This window comes from Streptococcus sp. AM43-2AT (genome assembly GCF_003603405.1).
Lineage (GTDB): Bacteria > Bacillota > Bacilli > Lactobacillales > Streptococcaceae > Streptococcus > Streptococcus ilei.
This window is the reverse complement of record NZ_QTND01000001.1, coordinates 199,914-218,334: the sequence shown is the minus strand read 5'-3', so window position 1 is coordinate 218,334 and position 18,421 is coordinate 199,914. Positions and strand designations below refer to the sequence as shown.

Sequence of the window (18,421 nt, the reverse complement as noted above, 5' to 3'; positions counted from 1 at the left end):
GACAAAAGTCCCAGCCTCTCAATTGTCTTTGGATTGTCGAGCAAGACGCAGTGGTTGAGTGGGCTCTACTACGCTGATTTCATCAGCTTTTATAGCCCTACTCAACTACGCGGAGGTGGGACGACGAAATCGAATTCTAACAAATGACCGATTTCTGTCCCACTCTCTCTTTCTATCTACTTACTTAACTGCTTCTTTCAAGGCTTCTACCTTATCCAAGCGTTCCCATGGAAGATCAATATCCGTCCGTCCCATATGGCCATATGCTGCTGTTTGACGGTAAATCGGACGTTTGAGGTCCAGCATTTGGATAATTCCTGCAGGACGAAGGTCAAAAATTTGACGCGCTGCTTGTTCCAACTTGCTTTCAGCTACCGTACTAGTACCAAAGGTATCGATACGCACAGATACAGGATGAGCCACCCCAATCGCATAAGCCAATTGCACTTCTGCTTTCTTAGCAAGACCTGCAGCTACAATATTCTTGGCAATGTAGCGAGTTGCATAAGAAGCAGAGCGGTCTACTTTAGTCGCATCCTTACCAGAGAAAGCACCACCACCGTGACGTGAATAACCACCATAGGTATCCACGATGATCTTACGCCCCGTCAAACCTGAGTCTCCTTGAGGCCCCCCGATAACGAAACGACCTGTTGGATTGATAAAGAACTTCGTTTCATCATCCAGATAAGAAGCAGGAATCACTTCCTTGATCACCTTGTTAATCACATCTTCATGGATTTGTTCATTGCTGACTTCTGGATCGTGTTGGGTTGAAATAACAACCGTATCCACGCGCACTGGCTGGTCATTTTCATCATACTCAACCGTAACTTGAGATTTAGCATCTGGACGAAGATAGCTAATCTCACCAGACTTACGAAGTTCAGCCAAACGACGGACCAACTTATGGCTCAAGGAAATTGGCAACGGCATGAGTTCTTCAGTTTCATCCACCGCAAAACCAAACATGAGACCTTGGTCTCCAGCTCCGATCAAGTCAAGTGGATCTTGATCGGCATTTCCACGAACTTCCAAGGCTTCATTAACCCCTTGGGCGATATCAGGAGATTGTTCTACCAATGATGGGTGTACTCCTACAGTTTCCGCTGAGAATCCATATTCTGTATTGGTATAGCCAATTTCTGCGATTGTATCACGTACCACACGGTTAATGTCTACATAAGCAGTTGTCGAAATTTCACCGAAAACATGTACTGAACCAGTATAAACAGCTGTTTCAGCAGCAACGTGGGCTTCTGGATCTTGCTCTAAAATAGCATCCAAGATAGCATCTGAAATTTGGTCTGCAATCTTATCTGGATGCCCCTCAGATACCGATTCAGACGTGAATAATTTACGTTCTGACATAAAAATGTCCCCCCTTAAAAAATATTCGTTATAGAGTTACAAAGAACTGGTAGGAAGAGTATTCACAAACAATCCTACCACCTTATCGGGACCATATAACTTAACTATTATAACACGATTTTGCACCAGTATCCTTTTTTTATCAAAAGAAAAAGATATAGTTTGAAACTATATCTTTTTTAGTGAAACAATAATTTAGCTCTAATCCTTACAGTAGCAAGGTCCCTATTAATACTAGGACAGTTGAAATCATAGATGGAATTTGAATAGCTAACCAAGCTGGATCACCAGCAAAAAGTATGGAGGCAAAATAGAGAGCTACTGAAACAAATAGCATCGTCTTATTAGCCGTTTTTGTTCCAATACCAAGTAAGACTGTCGCAGCAATATAACAAGTAAGGTAATAGCCCAAAAAGAACAAAAAGACAATCGCCCATCCTCCCATTAACACAGCAGTACCTATAAAAAGCATCAGTAAGCCCATGTTTACGAAAAATACAAGAGTTAGAAGGCCCCTATTAGGAACAGAATTTTCTGGGGCTTGTTCCGCCATTGGTGGCTGAGCAGAATTTTCTAAACCTTGTTCCGCCATTGATGGCTGAGCAGGGTTTTCTGGGCCTTGATCCGCCATTGGTGGCTGAACAGAATTTTCTGGGGCTTGATCCGCCATTGGTGGCTGAACAGGATTTTCTGGGCCTTGGTCTCCCATTTGTGGCTGAGCAGGATTTTCTGGGGCTTGATCTCCCATTTGTGGCTGAGCAGGATTTTCTAGGCCTTGATCCTCCATTGGTGGCTGAACAGGATTTTCTAGGCTTTGTTCCGTCATTGGTGGCTGAACAGTACCTTCAGTCACATTATTATGCTCTTGGTTTGATTGATATTGTGAATCTTGATCTGTCATAATTTTCTCCTAACATTTTTCTATAATATTTTACTTTTTTTTAAAAACTGGAATAAACGATTTTCTAAATGATATTCACTGAATTCTTCCATGCATCTATTGATACTTCAAAAATATACAACTTGGCAGAAATTCTTAACTCGATAAGATCATTGAGCAAGCAATACTTATTTAAAAGAGTTCCCCCTTCTTAATATCTCAATACTTCTTTATCTTCTTTCGCTAGGAGTGTTCCTATTAAAACAAGAATACCTAAAACTATCGGTGCAATTCGGTAAACTCCCCAGTCTGGATCATATGCCAAAATAATCGAGAGCATATAAAGTAGGAAACTCGTATAGAGTAGCGCCTTATTTCCTTTCTCCATCCCTATTCTAAGAAAGATGGCCCCAATAGCGATACTTAATAAGTTTGGTCCTAGAAAAATCAAAATGAAAAGTCCCCAAGCATTACCCGAAAGTGCAAAGTAAGAGATAAACAATACAAGATAGATAATGGATAAGTAAAAAGCGACTGAAAGAAGAATGGAAGTAAATCTGATTTTTGTTGGATAATTCTGAATAGATGCAGAATTAAAACCAGCTTCACTTATCCCCATCCTATCTTTATTTCCTTCAAAATTATTCTGCTGATTTTCCATAGCATTCTCCTAGCTTTTCTTATTACTTTATTTATGTTTTCTCTTAAATCAATTATACACAATTCCATCTTTTTTTCATTAACCGTAAGACAAGAGGAATCCGATCTAGCATATGCAGGATAGTGACGCTCAAAGAAGCCAACGGAACGATTGGATACCAGGTGTTTTCTTTAATAATTGAAGAACATAATCGTACCCAATCCATTTTCCCTACCTGCTATCCAAACAGTCGAAATATAAAGAAAGGTTACAACATAAATTAGGCCCTGATACTATTTTTTTCTAGATATTTATTTCCCTCCACTTTCAAAGTAAAGTATGATTTGATTTATTACCTCTCATTATACCACAATTTGTAATCGCTTTCTCTATCTTTTCTCGCTATATAAAAAAGATAGGATTTTACGCCCTATCTTCTATCATTACTCTCCATTTTCAAACATTACAGTTCCGAAAAAAACCACAATAGCTATTATAAGAGGCATAAGGAAAAATAATCCCCCAGCTGGGTCATACGCTAGAATCATCGAAACAAAATATAAAACTGCGGATGTATAGAGAGTTGTTCTATTACCCATCGTTTTTCCGTTCCAAAGCAGGAGGGTCGCAATGATAATACAGAGAAAATGGAGCTGTTGCATAATTGTCCATTCTATAAGTACGATTGCGCCGAGTAGAGACCATCCTAGGTATATAGTTGCCAAAAAAAGTGCAATAGATAGTACTAGCGTACTTCCGACTCTTTTTTCTAGCTTCATCTCATTGTTAGAAAGGAGACTATCTCCTAAAACATATGCCTCTTTATCTTTATTATTTTGGGGATTCTGCTCTTCCCCCACCATGGGTGGCTGAACAGCCCCCTCAGGCACACTTTGGTGCTCTTGGTTTGATTCAGAATTTTGTTGATCTGTCATAACTTTCTCCTAAAGTACTTCCTTATTCTTTCAAAGAATAGCACTCAAAAATCGACAGGAAGAATTGATTTAATTATAGCTTGGATCGGCCCGAATACTTTTTATTGAGTAGAGTTGTCCATCCCTATCTTTTCATTAATAGCTATTTTCGTCTTCAACTAAGAGGTTTCCAATTAAAACCAGAATAACTAGCAGTAACTGTGCAATTCGAAAAAATTCCAAGTCTAGATCAATACCCAAGATGATAGACAGCAGATAAAGTACGAAACTTGTATAGAGCAAGTTTTTGTTTCTTCTCTTCATCCCTAGTCGAAGTAAAATGGCACCAATAGCAACACCTAAGAAGTTTGGTGATAGAAAAATCAACATGAAAAGTACCGCGATATTAAAGTAATAGATAAACAATACAAGATAGATAATGGATAAGTAAAAGGCCGCTGAAAGAAGAATGGATGTAAATCCGATTTTTGTTGGATGATTCTGAATAGATGCAGAAGTAAAACCATCTTCACTTATACTGCTATGTTCTTTATTTTCTTCAAAATGTTTCTCTTGGTCTGTCATAGCTTTCCCTACCCTTCTTTTTTATATTTTCTTTTAACACCATTATACATGATTTCATCATTCTTTTCATGATACTTACTGTTAAGATGACTTGAAATGTCAGCCATAAAAGAAGCAAAAGCAATGACAGCACGATGACAGGGAGATTCTCTCCATTTTCAGGCTGTCCGGATAAGAGTATGACTACTTGATAAAGAGCACCAAAACCCTAAACAAGCAAGATAATTTGGTAGCAAATTTGACATGTCATCACAATCTCTTTTCTCTAGACGAATCAGTGAAGCGTGATCTCAAAAACAAAGTTTCTTTTTTAAATAAAATCTGCCTCTGCAATAGCTTCTTTGACCTCTTCCAATGGGAGGTGGACCAGTTCTACTTCTTTTTCACGATAGAGATACTGAGCATATTCGTCAATGCGGTATTGATGGATATAAACAACCCGCTTGCAGCCAACTTGAAGCAGTTGCTTGGTACAGTTGAGGCAAGGGAAATGGGTCACATAAGCTGTGAAACCTTTGGGAATCCCCCGTTCCGCTCCCTGTAAAATGGCATTGACTTCTGCATGGAGGGTCCGAACACAATGTCCTTCCACCATGAGACAGTCATGATCCAAGCAATGTTCTGTACCAGAGACAGAGCCATTATAGCCCGTCGCAATCACCTTATGATCCTTGACCAATACAGCACCCACCTTGGCTCGCTTACAGGTTGCTCGATTTGATATTAACAAAGCCTGTGCTGCAAAATACTCATCCCAGGCTAACCGTTTGTGTCCCACAGTCTTGTCCTCCTTCATAAACCTTCTAATTTTTTTCATTATAGCACGAAATCAGCTGAAATAAAAGAAGTCATTGTCACAACCGATTCCTTCATCTAAAAAAAGAGACCCAAATGGATCTCTTTATCAATTATTTACCAAGTTTTGCTTTTGCTGCGTCTGCAAGAGCTGTGAAAGCTGCTGCATCGTTAACAGCCAAGTCAGCAAGCATTTTACGGTTTACTTCGATCTCAGCCAATTTCAAACCATGCATCAATTGTGAGTATGAAAGACCGTTCATACGAGCTGCCGCATTGATACGTGTGATCCACAATTTGCGGAAGTCACGTTTCTTTTGACGACGGTCACGGTATGCATAGTAGTAAGAGTTCATTACTTGTTCTTTTGCAGTACGGAACAAGATGTGTTTAGCTCCATAGTAACCTTTAGCTAATTTAAGAATACGTTTACGACGTTTGCGTGATACAACGCCACCTTTAACACGTGCCATTTATATTTCCTCCAATATTTCCTAGAATTCTTTACTTACAAATACGCGATTATTTCAAGCGAGTAAGCATTGCTTTAATACGTTTGAAATCTCCTGAATGCACCATAGATGCTTTACGAAGATGACGACGTTGTTTCTTAGTTTTTCCGTGGAAACGGTGAGAAGTGTAAGCACGGAAACGTTTAAGTCCACCAGAACCTGTACGTTTGAAACGTTTAGCTGATGCGCGGTGTGTTTTTTGTTTTGGCATGATATTTTCTCCTTTTTTTAACTTTCTGACAGATTATTTCTTGTCAGTTGCTGGTGCCAACTGCATGAACATTTGACGACCATCCATTTTAGCACGTTGTTCGATGATAGCAATATCTTGAGTTGCTTCAGCGAAATCGGCTAAAACTTTTGCCCCAATCTCTTTATGGGTGATCATACGACCCTTAAAGCGAATGGAAACCTTCACTTTGTTCCCTTTTTCAAGGAACTTACGAGCATTGCGAAGTTTCGTATCGAAATCACCCTTGTCAATAACTGGGCTCAAACGAACTTCTTTCACGGTCACAACGCTTTGTTTTTTGCGTTGTTCTTTTTGTTTCTTCTGGTACTCAAATTTGAACTTACCGTAGTCCATAATTTTCGCAACAGGAGGTTTAGCTTGAGGTTGAATGAGAACCAAGTCCACATTAGCGTCGTCCGCAAGTGCTTGCGCTTCACCAAGTGGTTTGATACCCAATTGTTCGCCCTCAAGACCGATTAAGCGAACTTCACGTACACGAATTTCATCATTGATGAATAAGTCTTGCTTTGCTATGGTTTTCACCTCTTTTTTTATTTTAGAGAAAAACAAGAGCGGACTTGCTAACGCAAACCCGCACTACATGATTATATTTCATTTCTGAAACTTGATCCGTAGGGGCCAGACAACGTTAGTCGCAAGGCGAGAAGTTCTCACTTCTGCTTTTCTCAACTTTTATATGATATCAAGTTTATGATGGATTGTCAAGGATTTTTTTTGCTTTTTCTTCAATAAATGCAACCACTTGATCAATCCCGACACCAGTCGTATCAAAATGAATGGCATCTGCTGCTGGTTTCAATGGTGAAACCTCTCGGTGACTATCTTTATAGTCCCGCTCAGCAATTTCTTTTTTCAATACTTCTAAATCTGTTTCAATTCCCTTACTCAAATTTTCCTTATAACGACGTTCTGCACGTTCTTCTACAGAGGCCACTAGGAAAATCTTCAATTCTGCATTTGGTAAGACAACTGTTCCAATATCACGACCGTCCATGACGATCCCACCTAGAGCTGCAATCTGTTGTTGCTGGGCCACCAAGCGCTCTCGGACAGGAGCCAGGGCAGATACCCAAGAGACATTATTGGTCACTTCATTGTCACGAATTGGATGGGTCACATCGACATCAGCTACGAAGACTAATTGCTGACCATCTTCAGAACGACCAAAACTAACAGGATATTGATTCAATAAATCAACCAACTGGTCAACATCTGCTTCCGTCAGATCATGACGAAGAGCCAAATAAGTAGCTGCTCGATACATGGCACCTGTATCCAGATAAGTGTAGCCTAAATTTTTAGCAATAATCTTAGCAACAGTTGATTTCCCACTGGATGCTGGACCATCAATTGCGATTTGAATTTGTTTCATAGTCTATCCTTTATCGAATTTTGACCACATCACCTGGATTCGCATACCAAGAACCAGTTGACATGTGAGATGGATTCAGTTGCTCCAATTCGGAAATCGAAATTCCGGCACGCGCCGCAATCGCTGCTTCTCCTTCACCAGCTAGAACTGTAATCGTCCCATCTTCAGATTCTTCAGCACTTGCTTCCTCTGTCTGTTCTGCAGCTGGAGCACTGCTCGCTGCAACGACTGTTGTTTCACCATTATAGAAACCACTCATTTGTTTCTTCTTATCGCTTCCACCTGTAGAAAGGTAAATTAAGAAGCAGACCATCGCTACAATAATAATAAAGAAAATAATCGCCAAGATGGTCAACAAGCGATCAGCTTTTATTCCATTCAATTTGTTAGTTCGTTTCAATGTTTCTTCTCCGTCATCATAAATTTCTTCTTCCCATGGCTCTTTCGGCATAACTTCCTCCTTGTGTTTTCCTGTTAAAATCATTACAATATAGATATGAAAATAACCTTAATACCTGAACGTTGTATCGCATGTGGCCTTTGCCAAACTTACTCGGACATTTTTGACTATCACGATAATGGCATCGTTAAGTTCGCTTCGGAAGATGAACTGTTGGAAAAAGAATTTCCTACCGATGCAACCATCCAAGAAGCTGTTAAAAATTGTCCGACCCGAGCTCTTATCAAAGATTAAGAGCTTTTTTCATTATTAGAGTAGTAGAGTTGATAATAGTCCACATGGATGAAGTTATCAGTCAACTCAATCTCACCCTTGAAATGATTGTTCAAGGCCAAAGCATTAATAAAGTATTTTTTGGGCCACTTACGCATACAGAAAGTCCGACTTCTTGATCCATCGTTGAAAATTAACTTGATGGAATTCTTTGTGACTTCCACTTTTTCAATCGATGAAATCGGAACTTTTATAGGAGTTAACGGATTCGCCGTGATAATACGTAAAATCCCATCATCATAAATCGTAAAATAGCGATGCACTCCTACAGCCAGCAAGGCCATAAAGAGAAAGAATGAAAAGAGTACCACTGTCGGAATATTAGAACTCTCATACATCAGAGCTAGTCCAATAAAGACAGGTATAACCGATAAGGACCAATAGATAATCAGCATGGATAAATCAGGCTGCCAATGGTATCGGATTTTCCCAAAAATCTTAATCATATGCGGAACCCCCTCCTATTAGTTTAGCATAAAATCAACAAAAATAGAACAGGAAAGCCTGTTCTATTTTTAATAATTTCAGTAATCAAATAACTGAATGACAGCTTCATGAAAGAGAGTCTCTTTCCACTAATTTTTCGCCGATGGTACATCGAAGAAATCTTTGGATAAGTAGCCTTTGCCACTAATTAAATCATACTCCACCATCTTCAAATCTTCAGCAATCTCTTGCGCTTCTCCTTCCAAAGCCTTCTTGTCCACGCTGGCTTTTTTCAAAACCTCTGTAAGCAAAGCGTAGTATGGAGATACCTTAGAGTTGGTCTGTTCAAAAACCATGGCAGAGAAGTCACTCGAGTTGACCAAAGGATAATCCAACTTCGGAGCATCGAAATTACTCCAAATAAAGTAGTCCGTTTGGTATTGACCTTCTGGATAGTTCTTAAAGGCAGATTCTGGATACAAACCAGGCAAATGATCTCCGTAAAAGACGACTGTAATCTTCTTATCGATTTTGGATAGCTTTTCTAGGAAATCTTGGGTGGCACTGTCAGTTTGGTATAGTAGACGACTGTAGAAGGTTAATTTAGAGTTCTCCTCATCACTAAATCCAACTCCTTTTGCATCCAAAGTTTCTGGATTAGCCTCTAACCAAGGCGAATGATTCTGCATAGTCATTACTGAAAAGAATTGGCCTTTTTGAGGAGTTATGTTTTCTAGCACTATATCGTAGGTAGATTCGTCACTTGGACTAATCCCTTCTTTTCTATATTTGATTCCCTTTGTATTCGTCGTGATAAAATCCTTAAAATCTAGTCGAGAATAAACGATATCTCTAGAATAATTTGACTTCTCTGCGAGGTGAATGGCGATTTTGTTCTTTGTTTCATAAGAATTACTAATTGAAGGAACATCATGAATTTTTGGAAATACTTCTGTATACAAAACGGATACTGTTTGAGAAATATTATAGAAAGGTAGACCAGTCAATGTTTGAAATTCCATATTGGCCGTTCCACCACCATAGCCATCTGATTGCATTTGGCCACTCGTATGGTTACGCATAACGTTCTCAATATTAGGAATTGGATTTTGAGTTAATTCAACTCCTTCAATTTTTCTCGGATCTGAAAAACTTTCGCTTAAGACATAAATAACAGTTTGATCATTTAAATAGTTTTGTCTCTCCTTATTTATACCATTCGCTACTTCATTGTACTTCGCTTCAATCTTAGCCATACGATCTTTTGAATAACCTTCTGGCTTCTGAATAACTTCCGTTGTCAATTGGTTCATCCAAACGTATGTAAGTCCTTTATAGCGAGCGTTGGAGGTGTTCCCTAACCAATCGATATCTTGATAATTATTGAGGGTACTAATAATCGGAACATTCGATTTTATTTTCCCGTTTTCTTTATCAGAAAAAACAGATGTTACATGTATAAATAAAAGAAGCATTGACAATACAAGTGGAACTTGTACTTTCCAAGAAGAAATAATTTTACCTTTGAAAAAGTACCTCATTCCAAGAAGAGAAAGAAGCACAATGGCTACTAATCCACCAATTGTATATATTATTTGAGAAGTATCAACAAAACTGAGTAAGGTAACTGGCTTGGATAACCAATTTAAATCACTTGGTAGAACTGGCTCATTTCTCATCCCAAATTTAATAAAATTCGCAATGACAAAAGATACAGATACCAGCAAAATCAAACAAGAGGCTATCCAATACTGGTTGATAACAATATAGACAAATAAGATGATTGCTGTCAGCACTAAAATCTGGAACAAGATCGCATCTGGGATTGTAAAATGTATCCCTAAAAATGGTTCTGTTCTTCCTAAACTAAATTGGAAAAAATAATTTAGAACGATTGCAATGGTTACACTTGAGAAAAATGCTAATGATAAACTGGGTTTATTTTTCACGAAATCTCTTTGGCCTTTTGTATAGAAAAAACCAAATATGGAAAGAATCGGAAAAGCAAGCATTAAAAATTCATTTGTCAGCCAAAACTGTTGAGCAGAATATTTACCAATTTCTAGTGCTTTATACAAGAAGCTATCTGTTCGGTAAACTAATAATGAAAAATTTTTATCTGTAACAATAAAACTTATTAAAATCTGCGACAGTATAACGTATTGATAGTTATCTTTTATTTCTTCTAAATCTTTTTTTCTAGAAAATAATCCATCAGAATGATACCTATATAGAACAAGAATCGTTGTTAATAAAAATAGAGTACCAATAACTACAAAGGAATCCGTTCTAAAAAATGGATTTTTTTGAAAGTTCCAAACCTTATATTTGGGATTGTTTAGAAACAGAGAGATTTCCGTAATATAAGAAAGTACATTATAAATTAAGTAACTAATCAGTAATTTCAGAGGAAACCATTTTTTAAAGTTAAATTGTGACATTAATACAATTAACAATAAAAAACTAATTCCAAATAATAATCCCAAATGGTTAACGTACTTAAGTACAGTCCCTGTCGCTTTGTTATGTATGGCTAAATTATTTTGTGCTAAGTAAAAATTCAAAAAGAAAAATAAGACAAAGGTGATTGCATAATAAAATTGAGTCCTCGAAATTTTGGATTTCAAGTTTTTTAAAAACGTATAAAAATTAAACTTCTTTTTCCGTTTCATTATTTCACTTTCTTAATAATTCTTTTCACTATATATTTCACAGCTCTTGCTGGACCAATCACGATATACTTTAAGGCTCCTTTAATCCCACCGATTTGATTAAAGTCCACGAAGGTATGTGGTTGGAGATCCTCACGATTGTTCAATTGCTTATTATCGATAAATGGTGTGAGAACGTGTGGATTTTGGGAAATCCTAAAGTCATATTTTTGATCCCAAGCAATATAGACTAATAAGCGTTCAATCGCATGAAGGATCGAATTTTGAGGAAGAGGTTCAGCTGGAACATCTGCTGCTGTCAAATTCAAATCAAAGAGTGGTTTCAAAGCATCATACTTAAACCAAACAAAAGTCCCATAACTCATGACAAAGGTATTGAGATTCTTGAAATCAATACTCTTAGTCGCTCCCATCCGTTGCCAGAGCTTGTTCATCTCTGGTGAGATTAAGGCCTCGTTCCAGGCAACCACAATTCGATTGTAGCGGAAGAAGGTTGGAATATCTGCGATGGTGATTCCGACTTTTGGATTGGCCTCCATATTGGCAACAATTTGATCTGCAGGGTTAACCAACATCTCGATCAATTCTTTCCGCCAGGATTCACCCGCCCAAAAATCTGCTTCTTTGGATTTCTTGGTATGGAAATGGCCGACATAATCATAGCGAGAGAGTTGCTCTTTTAAGAGCAGCATGGGTAACACATCTCGTCCAATATTTCCAGTCACCACAACCGTTGCAACTTGAGCCCGATTGGAAAGAATTTGCTCAATAGCCTGCTTCTTCTCTTCTACATCTGTTGTAATCCATAGGTCATAAGCAAAATGAAAAGCTTGGAAAGCATCTAGAAATTCTTCCAAAAGGTCTACATAAAAGACATGGAGATGGACCGCAACTTTTTTATCAAAATCTCCAGCCAATTCTCGGTTTTTCAAGTACTTACGAGACAAGAGATAAGGATAGTCCGGACGATCAATCATAGACATGTGGTTGATAATCAAATCCAACGGATAGTCCGATACACGCTCCAATTCATCAAAAATATAGGGCATGATTCCTTCATTATTTGCAATGGTTTTGACCTTGATAAAAGGAACCTTATGTTTGAGAATGGCTGTAGGATTGTAGTAAGAAAAATCTGGATAGAGCATCCCTGTTGTATCTTCATGGATGGTATGAAAGACAGTTTTATAGCGAAAACCAGCATCCAAGAAATTCGTTGTCACCTTAGTCTCGTAGTTATCAATGACATCTTGAACATTGGTAAAGTCTTGAACACCCTGCCAAAATTCATGGAAAGCACTTGATTCAATAACCTGTTTTTTAAAGCTAAGATAATAACTCTGAATATGCTCATTAAAATCCTTGTCTTTCCGGTAATTGGTCATTCCCCAGAAATCAACCTTATCATCATTCTCAAAGTTTTGATAGATTGGCTCTAAATCCCAAAGAGGGCCAAAGCAAGTATCATTCATGAGGGTAACAGAATCAAACTGAGTCAGTTGATCAAAGCCTACTGTCTTCATTCCGTCCCGCCAAGCCGCAAAGTCAAAACCAGTATTTTGACGTTCTAGAATATCATCTACCAGTTGCTGTTCTACTAAATTAGACTTCACATCTTCTGGTAACTGACTATTAGAGATAAATACCACTCGTGAATACAAGGGGTGAATTTTTTCTAATTGGTAGAGTACATGTCCACTGATAAAGTTAAATTTATTGAAGTGGACATATAAAAGTAAACGTTGCATATTATTTCCTTATTCTTAAGAATTTTAAAATCTTTGTTGGAATGGTCCAACGGCGAGAATGGATGACTGTATTATATGCTTCTTTCGTAGCTTCTAACTCTGATTCAAGATTTTTCAATCTATTTTGACAGTCTAACATTTCAGCAGCAAAAACCTTCCCAATATAATCCGGTTCGGAGGGATTATCCAAAGAAATCATCTTATAGTTTAGTTGGTATGCCTCTTCTGGCTCAACATCATAGATCAGTTGTGGATCAGGCTCGCTAAATAGATAATAACCTTCAGAGATGACACCATTCGTATAGACTGGGTGAATAAGCTTCCCACTTGTATCTTTCAATTCAACCTCAGAGTAGTAACTAGGACGTTCTGAAAGATCCACTCGAATGACCGACGTTCCTTTCGGAATATCGATGATGAAATTATCTTCTTTTTGAAGCAGTTTGGTCATGGTACGATCTTCCGAATAGGTGTTTTCTTCATCTCCGAAATAAATCGTAACAGATTCCATCCCAATATGTGAAAGAGAGTCCATTGGTTTAGATAACCGAATCTCGTAAGTATTAGTGCGATCTAAGAGAATTTTTGTCATCTCTTTAAAATCTGCATTTGGATATTTATCAAGATAGGTTAATTGAGTTTGCAGTAGCTTATGGAAACGTCGTTCCAATTTTCTAAAATCGCAAGGACGAGAATCCGATCCTTGGTTTATAGTATAGGCGACTGTTGCTTCATTCAGATAGGCTAAAGAAGTCCGTTGAAAGAGCTCCAGTTGTAGATTGAAGGTATCGTCTGATGTCGTAAGATCCAACTCTTGATTGACTTCTATCATCAAATCTCGATCTACTAACCAGGTCGATGCCATGGTAAAGCCTCTAGTCGCAAGCATTTTTTCGTAGGTATCTGCTAATGGAATCGTCTGGTTAGCAAAGCCAGCCTTAGAAACAAAATTACCATGCTCATCATAGATATCAAAATCGGTATTAGACCATTTGCAGTCAGGTTTGCTGGCTAATAAGTCAACTTGCTTCTGAAGTTTTAAAGGATCAATCCAAAAATCATCTCCGTCACAGCGAGCAATGTATTGCCCACGCGCTTCCTTACAGATTGTTACCCAGGTTTTGGCAATCCCAAGATTTTCGTCCTGATAAAAAGCACGAATCAAATCAGGATGGCTAGCCTGATAATCTGCTATGATTTTACGAGATCCATCAGTTGAGGCATCATCCACTAAAATAATTTCAAAAAGAAACTCTGTTTTTTGTGCTAAGAAGCTATCGATCGTCTTCTTTAGCCAGGGTTCTTTATTAAAAACTGTACAAATAATCGAAACAAAAGGCGTCGTTTCCATATCTCCCTCAGTCTAGTCAGTCATTGACCATGTTCCATTGCGTTGGATTAAGCCACTTGCTGCATCCATTGCTGATTTATCATCCAAATCGATATCATCTCGATTGATAAAAATTAGTGGGGTTTGCGTAGCATCTGAAAAGGCCAGCATCTGCCCTTCAGCATCCCTTACTGTCACTTCTAACTTCATTTTCAAGTCATTCACCGTTGGAAGGGAACAAGTGTAATGAACTGTTTTATGTCCAGCCCCACTCATCAGTTGATCCATAGAATTATCATTATAGATCCAAATATTCCGATCGATATCTGTTAACGACAGTGCGATATAGGTCTGAATATCTTCACGAACATCAAAATCGATTTGGAACTGAATCGAATCTTGGGGACGTAACTTGTTTGAACTTAACAATTGAAGCTGAAAGTTTTCAACCAAGACTTGTTCTTCCTGGTTGGGTTTACCAGCTCCACCAGCTTCTCCTCCCTGTTGCAAAGGGGCTGTATTATCAAAACTATACTGGTTAGCTACATTTTCTGGACTACCAATTGCCTTCACCAAACCATTTTCAATCAAAACAGCCTTGTTACAATATTTCTTGACAGCTCCCATATCATGGGTAACCAAGATAGTGGTTTTTCCTGATTTCTTCCGTTCTTGGAAGTAATCATTACACTTGCGCTGGAAGGCCTCGTCTCCTACTGCAAGGACCTCATCCAAAATCAAGATATCACCTTGGGCCTTAATCGCAACCGAAAAGGCCAGACGAACTTGCATCCCGGATGAATAGTTCTTAAGCTTTTGGTTCATGAAGTCATGCAACTCGGCAAAGTCTACGATGTCATCATACATGGCATCAATTTCAGCTGTAGAGAAGCCTAGCATAGCTCCATTCATATAGACATTTTCACGACCAGTCAACTCTGGATTGAAGCCGACGCCAAGTTCGATAAAGGATACTAGTTTCCCATCGATTGTGACAGATCCTTTTTCAGGTACATAAATTTCAGAAATAATTTTTAAGAGAGTAGACTTTCCAGAACCATTTCTTCCTAGGATCCCGAAAAAATCTCCTTTTTCTACTTCAAAAGAAATATCCTTAAGAACATGTTGTTCTTTATAGCCTTTGATTCCTTTGAAACGATTGACCAGGGCAGTCCGAAGGCTGTTGGTTGCCTCTGTTGGCAACTTAAAGTACTTGCTGACATGGTCTACTTTTACTGCAATTTGTTTATCAGTCATTAGAGAATCTCCGCAAATTTCTTAGCATGTTTGTTAAAGTAAGCAAAGCCAGCGATAAAAATAAGAATTGGCAAGACATAAGGAATCAATACCAAGAACTTATTCTCCACCAAAAGCCATACAGGGGTGTTAGCCTTATCAATCAAGAAATAACGCATGTCTTGAATGATCTGAGCCAGAGGATTCATCATGACCAACTTAGCCGCCCATGGATTGCGATCTGCGATAAAGGTAATCGGGTAGATAATTGGCGTCGCATACAAACCCGCTTGCAAGAGTACTTCCCAGACTTGACCTAGGTCACGGAAACGGACAAAAAATGTTGCTAAGATCAATGCACATCCTGTCGCCATCAAGAATAACTCAAGAAAGAGCGGAATCACCATCAAGGCTGTCCAAGAGAATGTCACCCCATTAAAGAATGAAAAAATCAAGACGACAACAAGGTTAATGACAAAGTTAATCGCTGCTCCTGAAATCGCGGACAGGACAATGATATGTTTGGAGAAGTTTAACTTCCGCAACAGATCACCTCGACTAACGATCGACACCATCCCCATGGAGGTCGCTTCTGAGAAGAATCCCCAGACTACATTGGCCAACAAGAGAGCAACTGGGAAATGGGGTACATCTCCACCCAAGCGTAAGAATCGGATGAAGACAATATACATGATACTAAAGGTCATCAATGGCTTTAAAATGGACCAAAGATAACCAATCGCTGACCCTTGGTAGCGTAATTTAAAGTCTGTTTTAATTAACTCTCGTAATAAAATTCGATTTTTCTGACTAAAAACGTCAAACATTATTTTTTACCTCGATATGCAAACTTTGTCAGAATTAAGCTGGTAAACACAAAGGTGTGGAAGGCTCGATTCTTACGGTAACCATACTGACGAATCCGTCTCAGACGTTCTTTTAGTGAAACATCCATAATGGTCACAAAGTTTTCAATAATTTCTTTATTTTGGGAACTGATAGGCAGATCCAATAGATTTTTCGCTTGTTCTTGACTAGATTCGATGAGATTCCAATACTTAGCAAAAAGGACATGAGGACGAACCCAATTCTTGACCCGTTTTCTCAGGGTACGAGCTCCAAGAACGTTGCTACTGTGCTGACGGTACAATTCCGTAGGCTGATCGATATAGATAAGCTTCCCAAAGGCAGCGGCCAACAAGGCTAGGTACCAATCATGCATGAGGAGCGCATGCTTTTCTTGACCTGTCCATAAGTCAGCCAGCGCATGGTTAATCATGGCTACTCCACCAGTTACCGTATTTTCGGTCAGCTCTTGAATGAGTTCTGTATTGGCATGATCAGACTGGGTACGAATCATACTTTCATGTTGCACATTCAAGTTTTCATCGACCACTTTTAAATCTGTGTAGACCAGCAAAGGCTCTTCTTGAGGGTGCTTCTCAGCTTCTGCTACTTGGAGCGCAATCTTTTCCGGAAGCCAGACATCATCTTGGTCACTAAAGCAATAAAGATCAGCCTTTTCATATTTTAAGAGTGTGTGAAAACTCTTGATGACACCCAGATTTTCGATGGCCCCTTGATTGATAAAGCGAATGCGCTCATCCTGAGCAACCAGCTCTTGAATGATCTCCACCGTACCATCTGTTGACCCATCATCCCGGATCAAGAGTTGCCAGTCTTGATAAGTCTGGTCTTGAATACTTTTGACCTGCTCTTTTAGATACTGCTCACCATTATAGGTGGACAACAAGATATTTACTTTCATGATAAGAATAATTCCTCGTACTCACCTACAATTTTTTCCCAGGTAAAGTTTTGCTTCATATTAGCTTTGGCAAGCCGACCCCATTCAGATACATCTTCTAAAGAATCAACCTGGTTGATCAAATGCGCCAAATTCCCAGTTTCTTTGGTCCAATATTGGGCTGTGTCCTTTGCGACCGTTTGGTTAAAGGAAACACCTAGAACCAAATTAAGATCCGTCTGGGCAAGTGCTTCTAGGAGGCCCGGATTGGTCCCGCCCACTTCATGACCATGAATATAGGCAAAGGCTTCTTTACGGATATACTTCAATAGTTCTTGATCATAAACCGTTCCTACAAACTTGACGCGTGGATCCTGATCAAAGCCTGTTCGAGTTCGAAGCTCTTCAAAATAGGGATTGCCTTCATGGTTACAAATGACGACCAAATCCCGCTTGCTTGAAGAAGACATAAATTCACGAATGGCTGTCTCGTAATTATTTTCTGGAACAAAGCGACCTAAGATTAGGTAATAGTTTTTCTCATGTGTCTGCCACTTCTGATAAAGTTCTCTGACTTTCCTATCCTGACTGGTCAGAATAGTCGGAGACAAGTCCGTTCCATAAGCAATATAAGTTGTCTTGGACCAGGGATAGGCTTCCTTGATATAGGACTCGATTCCTGGATTATCAGAAATCACCAAATCCGCATGACGTGACATGATCTTTTCAGAATACTTGAGATAGGCTTGAATCGGTTTGGCCCACTTGGCCCGCTTCCACTCTAGTCCATCTGGATTGATATAGAATTGGCCACCCATTTTATGAATCTTACGAGCAAAAGGTGATACGAAGGCACCAATTGTATTGCCCAAAACATAAAAAATCGGCTGTACAATTCCTTGCTTCTTGATAATCTTCAAGGCATAGTTGATGGCCATCATATCATAGGCAATGACCCGTGCAGGCCCAAGTTTCGGTGCTTTAATGGTAAAACAATCAACACCCTTGTAGTCAAAATGATGATAGGCTTGATCATTAGAAAGACAGGCAACATGGTACTGGATATCTGGAGACACTTGATGGGAAACCAATTGGTCCACAAAAGTCTCAAAACCGCCATATTGAGCCGGAAGCCCACGACTTCCGATAATAAAAACATGTTGCATATGATTCCCTTTCTAACAATTTACAATCTATTCAATTATAC

At 38.9% G+C, this 18,421-nt stretch carries 20 protein-coding genes and 1 other annotated feature; of the genes, 1 reads left to right on the top strand and 19 read right to left on the bottom strand.

The window, feature by feature from the left end:
* Positions 1–180 precede the first annotated feature (180 nt).
* From metK to DW930_RS00970, 11 genes are all read right to left on the bottom strand, one after another.
* Complete coding sequence (gene metK / locus DW930_RS01020) at positions 181–1,371, bottom strand: methionine adenosyltransferase (protein WP_123159096.1); 1,191 nt, start codon at positions 1,369–1,371, stop codon at positions 181–183.
* A gap of 208 nt (positions 1,372–1,579) precedes the next feature.
* Positions 1,580–2,272 (bottom strand): hypothetical protein, encoded by a 693-nt coding sequence (locus tag DW930_RS01015; protein WP_123159095.1) that lies wholly within the window; start codon positions 2,270–2,272, stop codon positions 1,580–1,582.
* 190 nt (positions 2,273–2,462) lie between these two features.
* Positions 2,463–2,912 carry a hypothetical protein gene (locus tag DW930_RS01010; RefSeq protein ID WP_023023635.1) on the bottom strand — a complete coding sequence of 150 codons (450 nt, stop codon included), beginning with the start codon at positions 2,910–2,912 and terminating at the stop codon, positions 2,463–2,465.
* Positions 2,913–3,334: 422 nt separating this feature from the next.
* Positions 3,335–3,826, bottom strand: a complete 492-nt coding sequence (locus DW930_RS01005; RefSeq protein WP_123159094.1) for a hypothetical protein — start codon at positions 3,824–3,826, stop codon at positions 3,335–3,337.
* A gap of 135 nt (positions 3,827–3,961) precedes the next feature.
* Positions 3,962–4,390 carry a hypothetical protein gene (locus DW930_RS01000; protein WP_023026979.1) on the bottom strand — a complete coding sequence of 143 codons (429 nt, stop codon included), beginning with the start codon at positions 4,388–4,390 and terminating at the stop codon, positions 3,962–3,964.
* A 310-nt stretch (positions 4,391–4,700) separates the two neighbouring features.
* Positions 4,701–5,168: a cytidine/deoxycytidylate deaminase family protein gene (locus tag DW930_RS00995; RefSeq protein ID WP_123159093.1), complete on the bottom strand. Its 468-nt coding sequence runs from the start codon at positions 5,166–5,168 to the stop codon at positions 4,701–4,703.
* 130 nt (positions 5,169–5,298) lie between these two features.
* The gene (gene rplT, locus DW930_RS00990) at positions 5,299–5,658 is read right to left on the bottom strand and encodes a 50S ribosomal protein L20 (protein ID WP_000124834.1); all 360 of its coding nucleotides are present in this window, start codon (positions 5,656–5,658) and stop codon (positions 5,299–5,301) included.
* A gap of 49 nt (positions 5,659–5,707) precedes the next feature.
* Positions 5,708–5,908 carry a 50S ribosomal protein L35 gene (gene rpmI, locus DW930_RS00985; protein ID WP_001125942.1) on the bottom strand — a complete coding sequence of 67 codons (201 nt, stop codon included), beginning with the start codon at positions 5,906–5,908 and terminating at the stop codon, positions 5,708–5,710.
* 33 nt (positions 5,909–5,941) lie between these two features.
* Entirely contained in the window at positions 5,942–6,472 is a 531-nt protein-coding gene (gene infC / locus DW930_RS00980) for a translation initiation factor IF-3 (protein WP_006597373.1), read from the bottom strand.
* Between the two features lie 15 nt (positions 6,473–6,487).
* Positions 6,488–6,618, bottom strand: a sequence feature (ribosomal protein L20 leader region).
* 20 nt (positions 6,619–6,638) lie between these two features.
* On the bottom strand, positions 6,639–7,322 hold the full coding sequence (cmk, locus tag DW930_RS00975) for a (d)CMP kinase (protein WP_023023645.1): 684 nt from the start codon (positions 7,320–7,322) through the stop codon (positions 6,639–6,641).
* A 10-nt stretch (positions 7,323–7,332) separates the two neighbouring features.
* Positions 7,333–7,773 (bottom strand): SAG1386/EF1546 family surface-associated protein, encoded by a 441-nt coding sequence (locus tag DW930_RS00970; RefSeq protein WP_123159092.1) that lies wholly within the window; start codon positions 7,771–7,773, stop codon positions 7,333–7,335.
* A gap of 45 nt (positions 7,774–7,818) precedes the next feature.
* Between DW930_RS00970 and DW930_RS00965 the strand changes: the two genes are divergently transcribed.
* Positions 7,819–8,016, top strand: a complete 198-nt coding sequence (locus DW930_RS00965) for a ferredoxin (RefSeq protein ID WP_023023647.1) — start codon at positions 7,819–7,821, stop codon at positions 8,014–8,016.
* Here the strand turns inward: DW930_RS00965 and DW930_RS00960 are convergent.
* The 8 genes from DW930_RS00960 to DW930_RS00925 form a co-directional block, all read right to left on the bottom strand.
* Positions 8,013–8,501: an EbsA family protein gene (locus DW930_RS00960; RefSeq protein WP_123159091.1), complete on the bottom strand. Its 489-nt coding sequence runs from the start codon at positions 8,499–8,501 to the stop codon at positions 8,013–8,015. The genes DW930_RS00965 and DW930_RS00960 overlap by 4 nt on opposite strands.
* 129 nt (positions 8,502–8,630) lie before the next feature.
* Positions 8,631–11,153 (bottom strand): LTA synthase family protein, encoded by a 2,523-nt coding sequence (locus tag DW930_RS00955; RefSeq protein ID WP_123159090.1) that lies wholly within the window; start codon positions 11,151–11,153, stop codon positions 8,631–8,633.
* Positions 11,153–12,901 (bottom strand): rhamnan synthesis F family protein, encoded by a 1,749-nt coding sequence (locus DW930_RS00950; protein ID WP_120701835.1) that lies wholly within the window; start codon positions 12,899–12,901, stop codon positions 11,153–11,155. The genes DW930_RS00955 and DW930_RS00950 overlap by 1 nt, the downstream gene beginning before the upstream one ends.
* Position 12,902: 1 nt before the next feature.
* On the bottom strand, positions 12,903–14,252 hold the full coding sequence (locus DW930_RS00945) for a glycosyltransferase family 2 protein (protein WP_120701834.1): 1,350 nt from the start codon (positions 14,250–14,252) through the stop codon (positions 12,903–12,905).
* 12 nt (positions 14,253–14,264) lie between these two features.
* Complete coding sequence (locus DW930_RS00940; RefSeq protein ID WP_120701833.1) at positions 14,265–15,488, bottom strand: ABC transporter ATP-binding protein; 1,224 nt, start codon at positions 15,486–15,488, stop codon at positions 14,265–14,267.
* Positions 15,488–16,294, bottom strand: coding sequence for an ABC transporter permease (locus DW930_RS00935; RefSeq protein ID WP_120701832.1), 807 nt, complete (start codon positions 16,292–16,294; stop codon positions 15,488–15,490). Before DW930_RS00935 ends, DW930_RS00940 begins: the two co-directional genes overlap by 1 nt.
* Positions 16,294–17,235, bottom strand: a complete 942-nt coding sequence (locus tag DW930_RS00930; RefSeq protein ID WP_123159089.1) for a glycosyltransferase family 2 protein — start codon at positions 17,233–17,235, stop codon at positions 16,294–16,296. The genes DW930_RS00935 and DW930_RS00930 overlap by 1 nt, the downstream gene beginning before the upstream one ends.
* Positions 17,232–18,380 carry a glycosyltransferase family 1 protein gene (locus tag DW930_RS00925; protein ID WP_123159088.1) on the bottom strand — a complete coding sequence of 383 codons (1,149 nt, stop codon included), beginning with the start codon at positions 18,378–18,380 and terminating at the stop codon, positions 17,232–17,234. Before DW930_RS00925 ends, DW930_RS00930 begins: the two co-directional genes overlap by 4 nt.
* Between the last annotated feature and the right edge of the window lie 41 nt (positions 18,381–18,421).

Excerpts from the sequence above, each read along its gene's own strand:
- metK (WP_123159096.1), bottom strand. The coding sequence starts at position 1,371 with ATGTCAGAACGTAAATTATTCACGTCTGAATCGGTATCTGAGGGGCAT.
- DW930_RS01015 (WP_123159095.1), bottom strand. The coding sequence starts at position 2,272 with ATGACAGATCAAGATTCACAATATCAATCAAACCAAGAGCATAATAAT.
- DW930_RS01010 (WP_023023635.1), bottom strand. The coding sequence starts at position 2,912 with ATGGAAAATCAGCAGAATAATTTTGAAGGAAATAAAGATAGGATGGGG.
- DW930_RS01005 (WP_123159094.1), bottom strand. The coding sequence starts at position 3,826 with ATGACAGATCAACAAAATTCTGAATCAAACCAAGAGCACCAAAGTGTG.
- DW930_RS01000 (WP_023026979.1), bottom strand. The coding sequence starts at position 4,390 with ATGACAGACCAAGAGAAACATTTTGAAGAAAATAAAGAACATAGCAGT.
- rplT (WP_000124834.1), bottom strand. The coding sequence starts at position 5,658 with ATGGCACGTGTTAAAGGTGGCGTTGTATCACGCAAACGTCGTAAACGT.
- rpmI (WP_001125942.1), bottom strand. The coding sequence starts at position 5,908 with ATGCCAAAACAAAAAACACACCGCGCATCAGCTAAACGTTTCAAACGT.
- cmk (WP_023023645.1), bottom strand. The coding sequence starts at position 7,322 with ATGAAACAAATTCAAATCGCAATTGATGGTCCAGCATCCAGTGGGAAA.
- DW930_RS00970 (WP_123159092.1), bottom strand. The coding sequence starts at position 7,773 with ATGCCGAAAGAGCCATGGGAAGAAGAAATTTATGATGACGGAGAAGAA.
- DW930_RS00965 (WP_023023647.1), top strand. The coding sequence starts at position 7,819 with ATGAAAATAACCTTAATACCTGAACGTTGTATCGCATGTGGCCTTTGC.
- DW930_RS00960 (WP_123159091.1), bottom strand. The coding sequence starts at position 8,501 with ATGATTAAGATTTTTGGGAAAATCCGATACCATTGGCAGCCTGATTTA.
- DW930_RS00955 (WP_123159090.1), bottom strand. The coding sequence starts at position 11,153 with ATGAAACGGAAAAAGAAGTTTAATTTTTATACGTTTTTAAAAAACTTG.
- DW930_RS00950 (WP_120701835.1), bottom strand. The coding sequence starts at position 12,901 with ATGCAACGTTTACTTTTATATGTCCACTTCAATAAATTTAACTTTATC.
- DW930_RS00945 (WP_120701834.1), bottom strand. The coding sequence starts at position 14,252 with ATGGAAACGACGCCTTTTGTTTCGATTATTTGTACAGTTTTTAATAAA.
- DW930_RS00940 (WP_120701833.1), bottom strand. The coding sequence starts at position 15,488 with ATGACTGATAAACAAATTGCAGTAAAAGTAGACCATGTCAGCAAGTAC.
- DW930_RS00935 (WP_120701832.1), bottom strand. The coding sequence starts at position 16,294 with ATGTTTGACGTTTTTAGTCAGAAAAATCGAATTTTATTACGAGAGTTA.
- DW930_RS00930 (WP_123159089.1), bottom strand. The coding sequence starts at position 17,235 with ATGAAAGTAAATATCTTGTTGTCCACCTATAATGGTGAGCAGTATCTA.
- DW930_RS00925 (WP_123159088.1), bottom strand. The coding sequence starts at position 18,380 with ATGCAACATGTTTTTATTATCGGAAGTCGTGGGCTTCCGGCTCAATAT.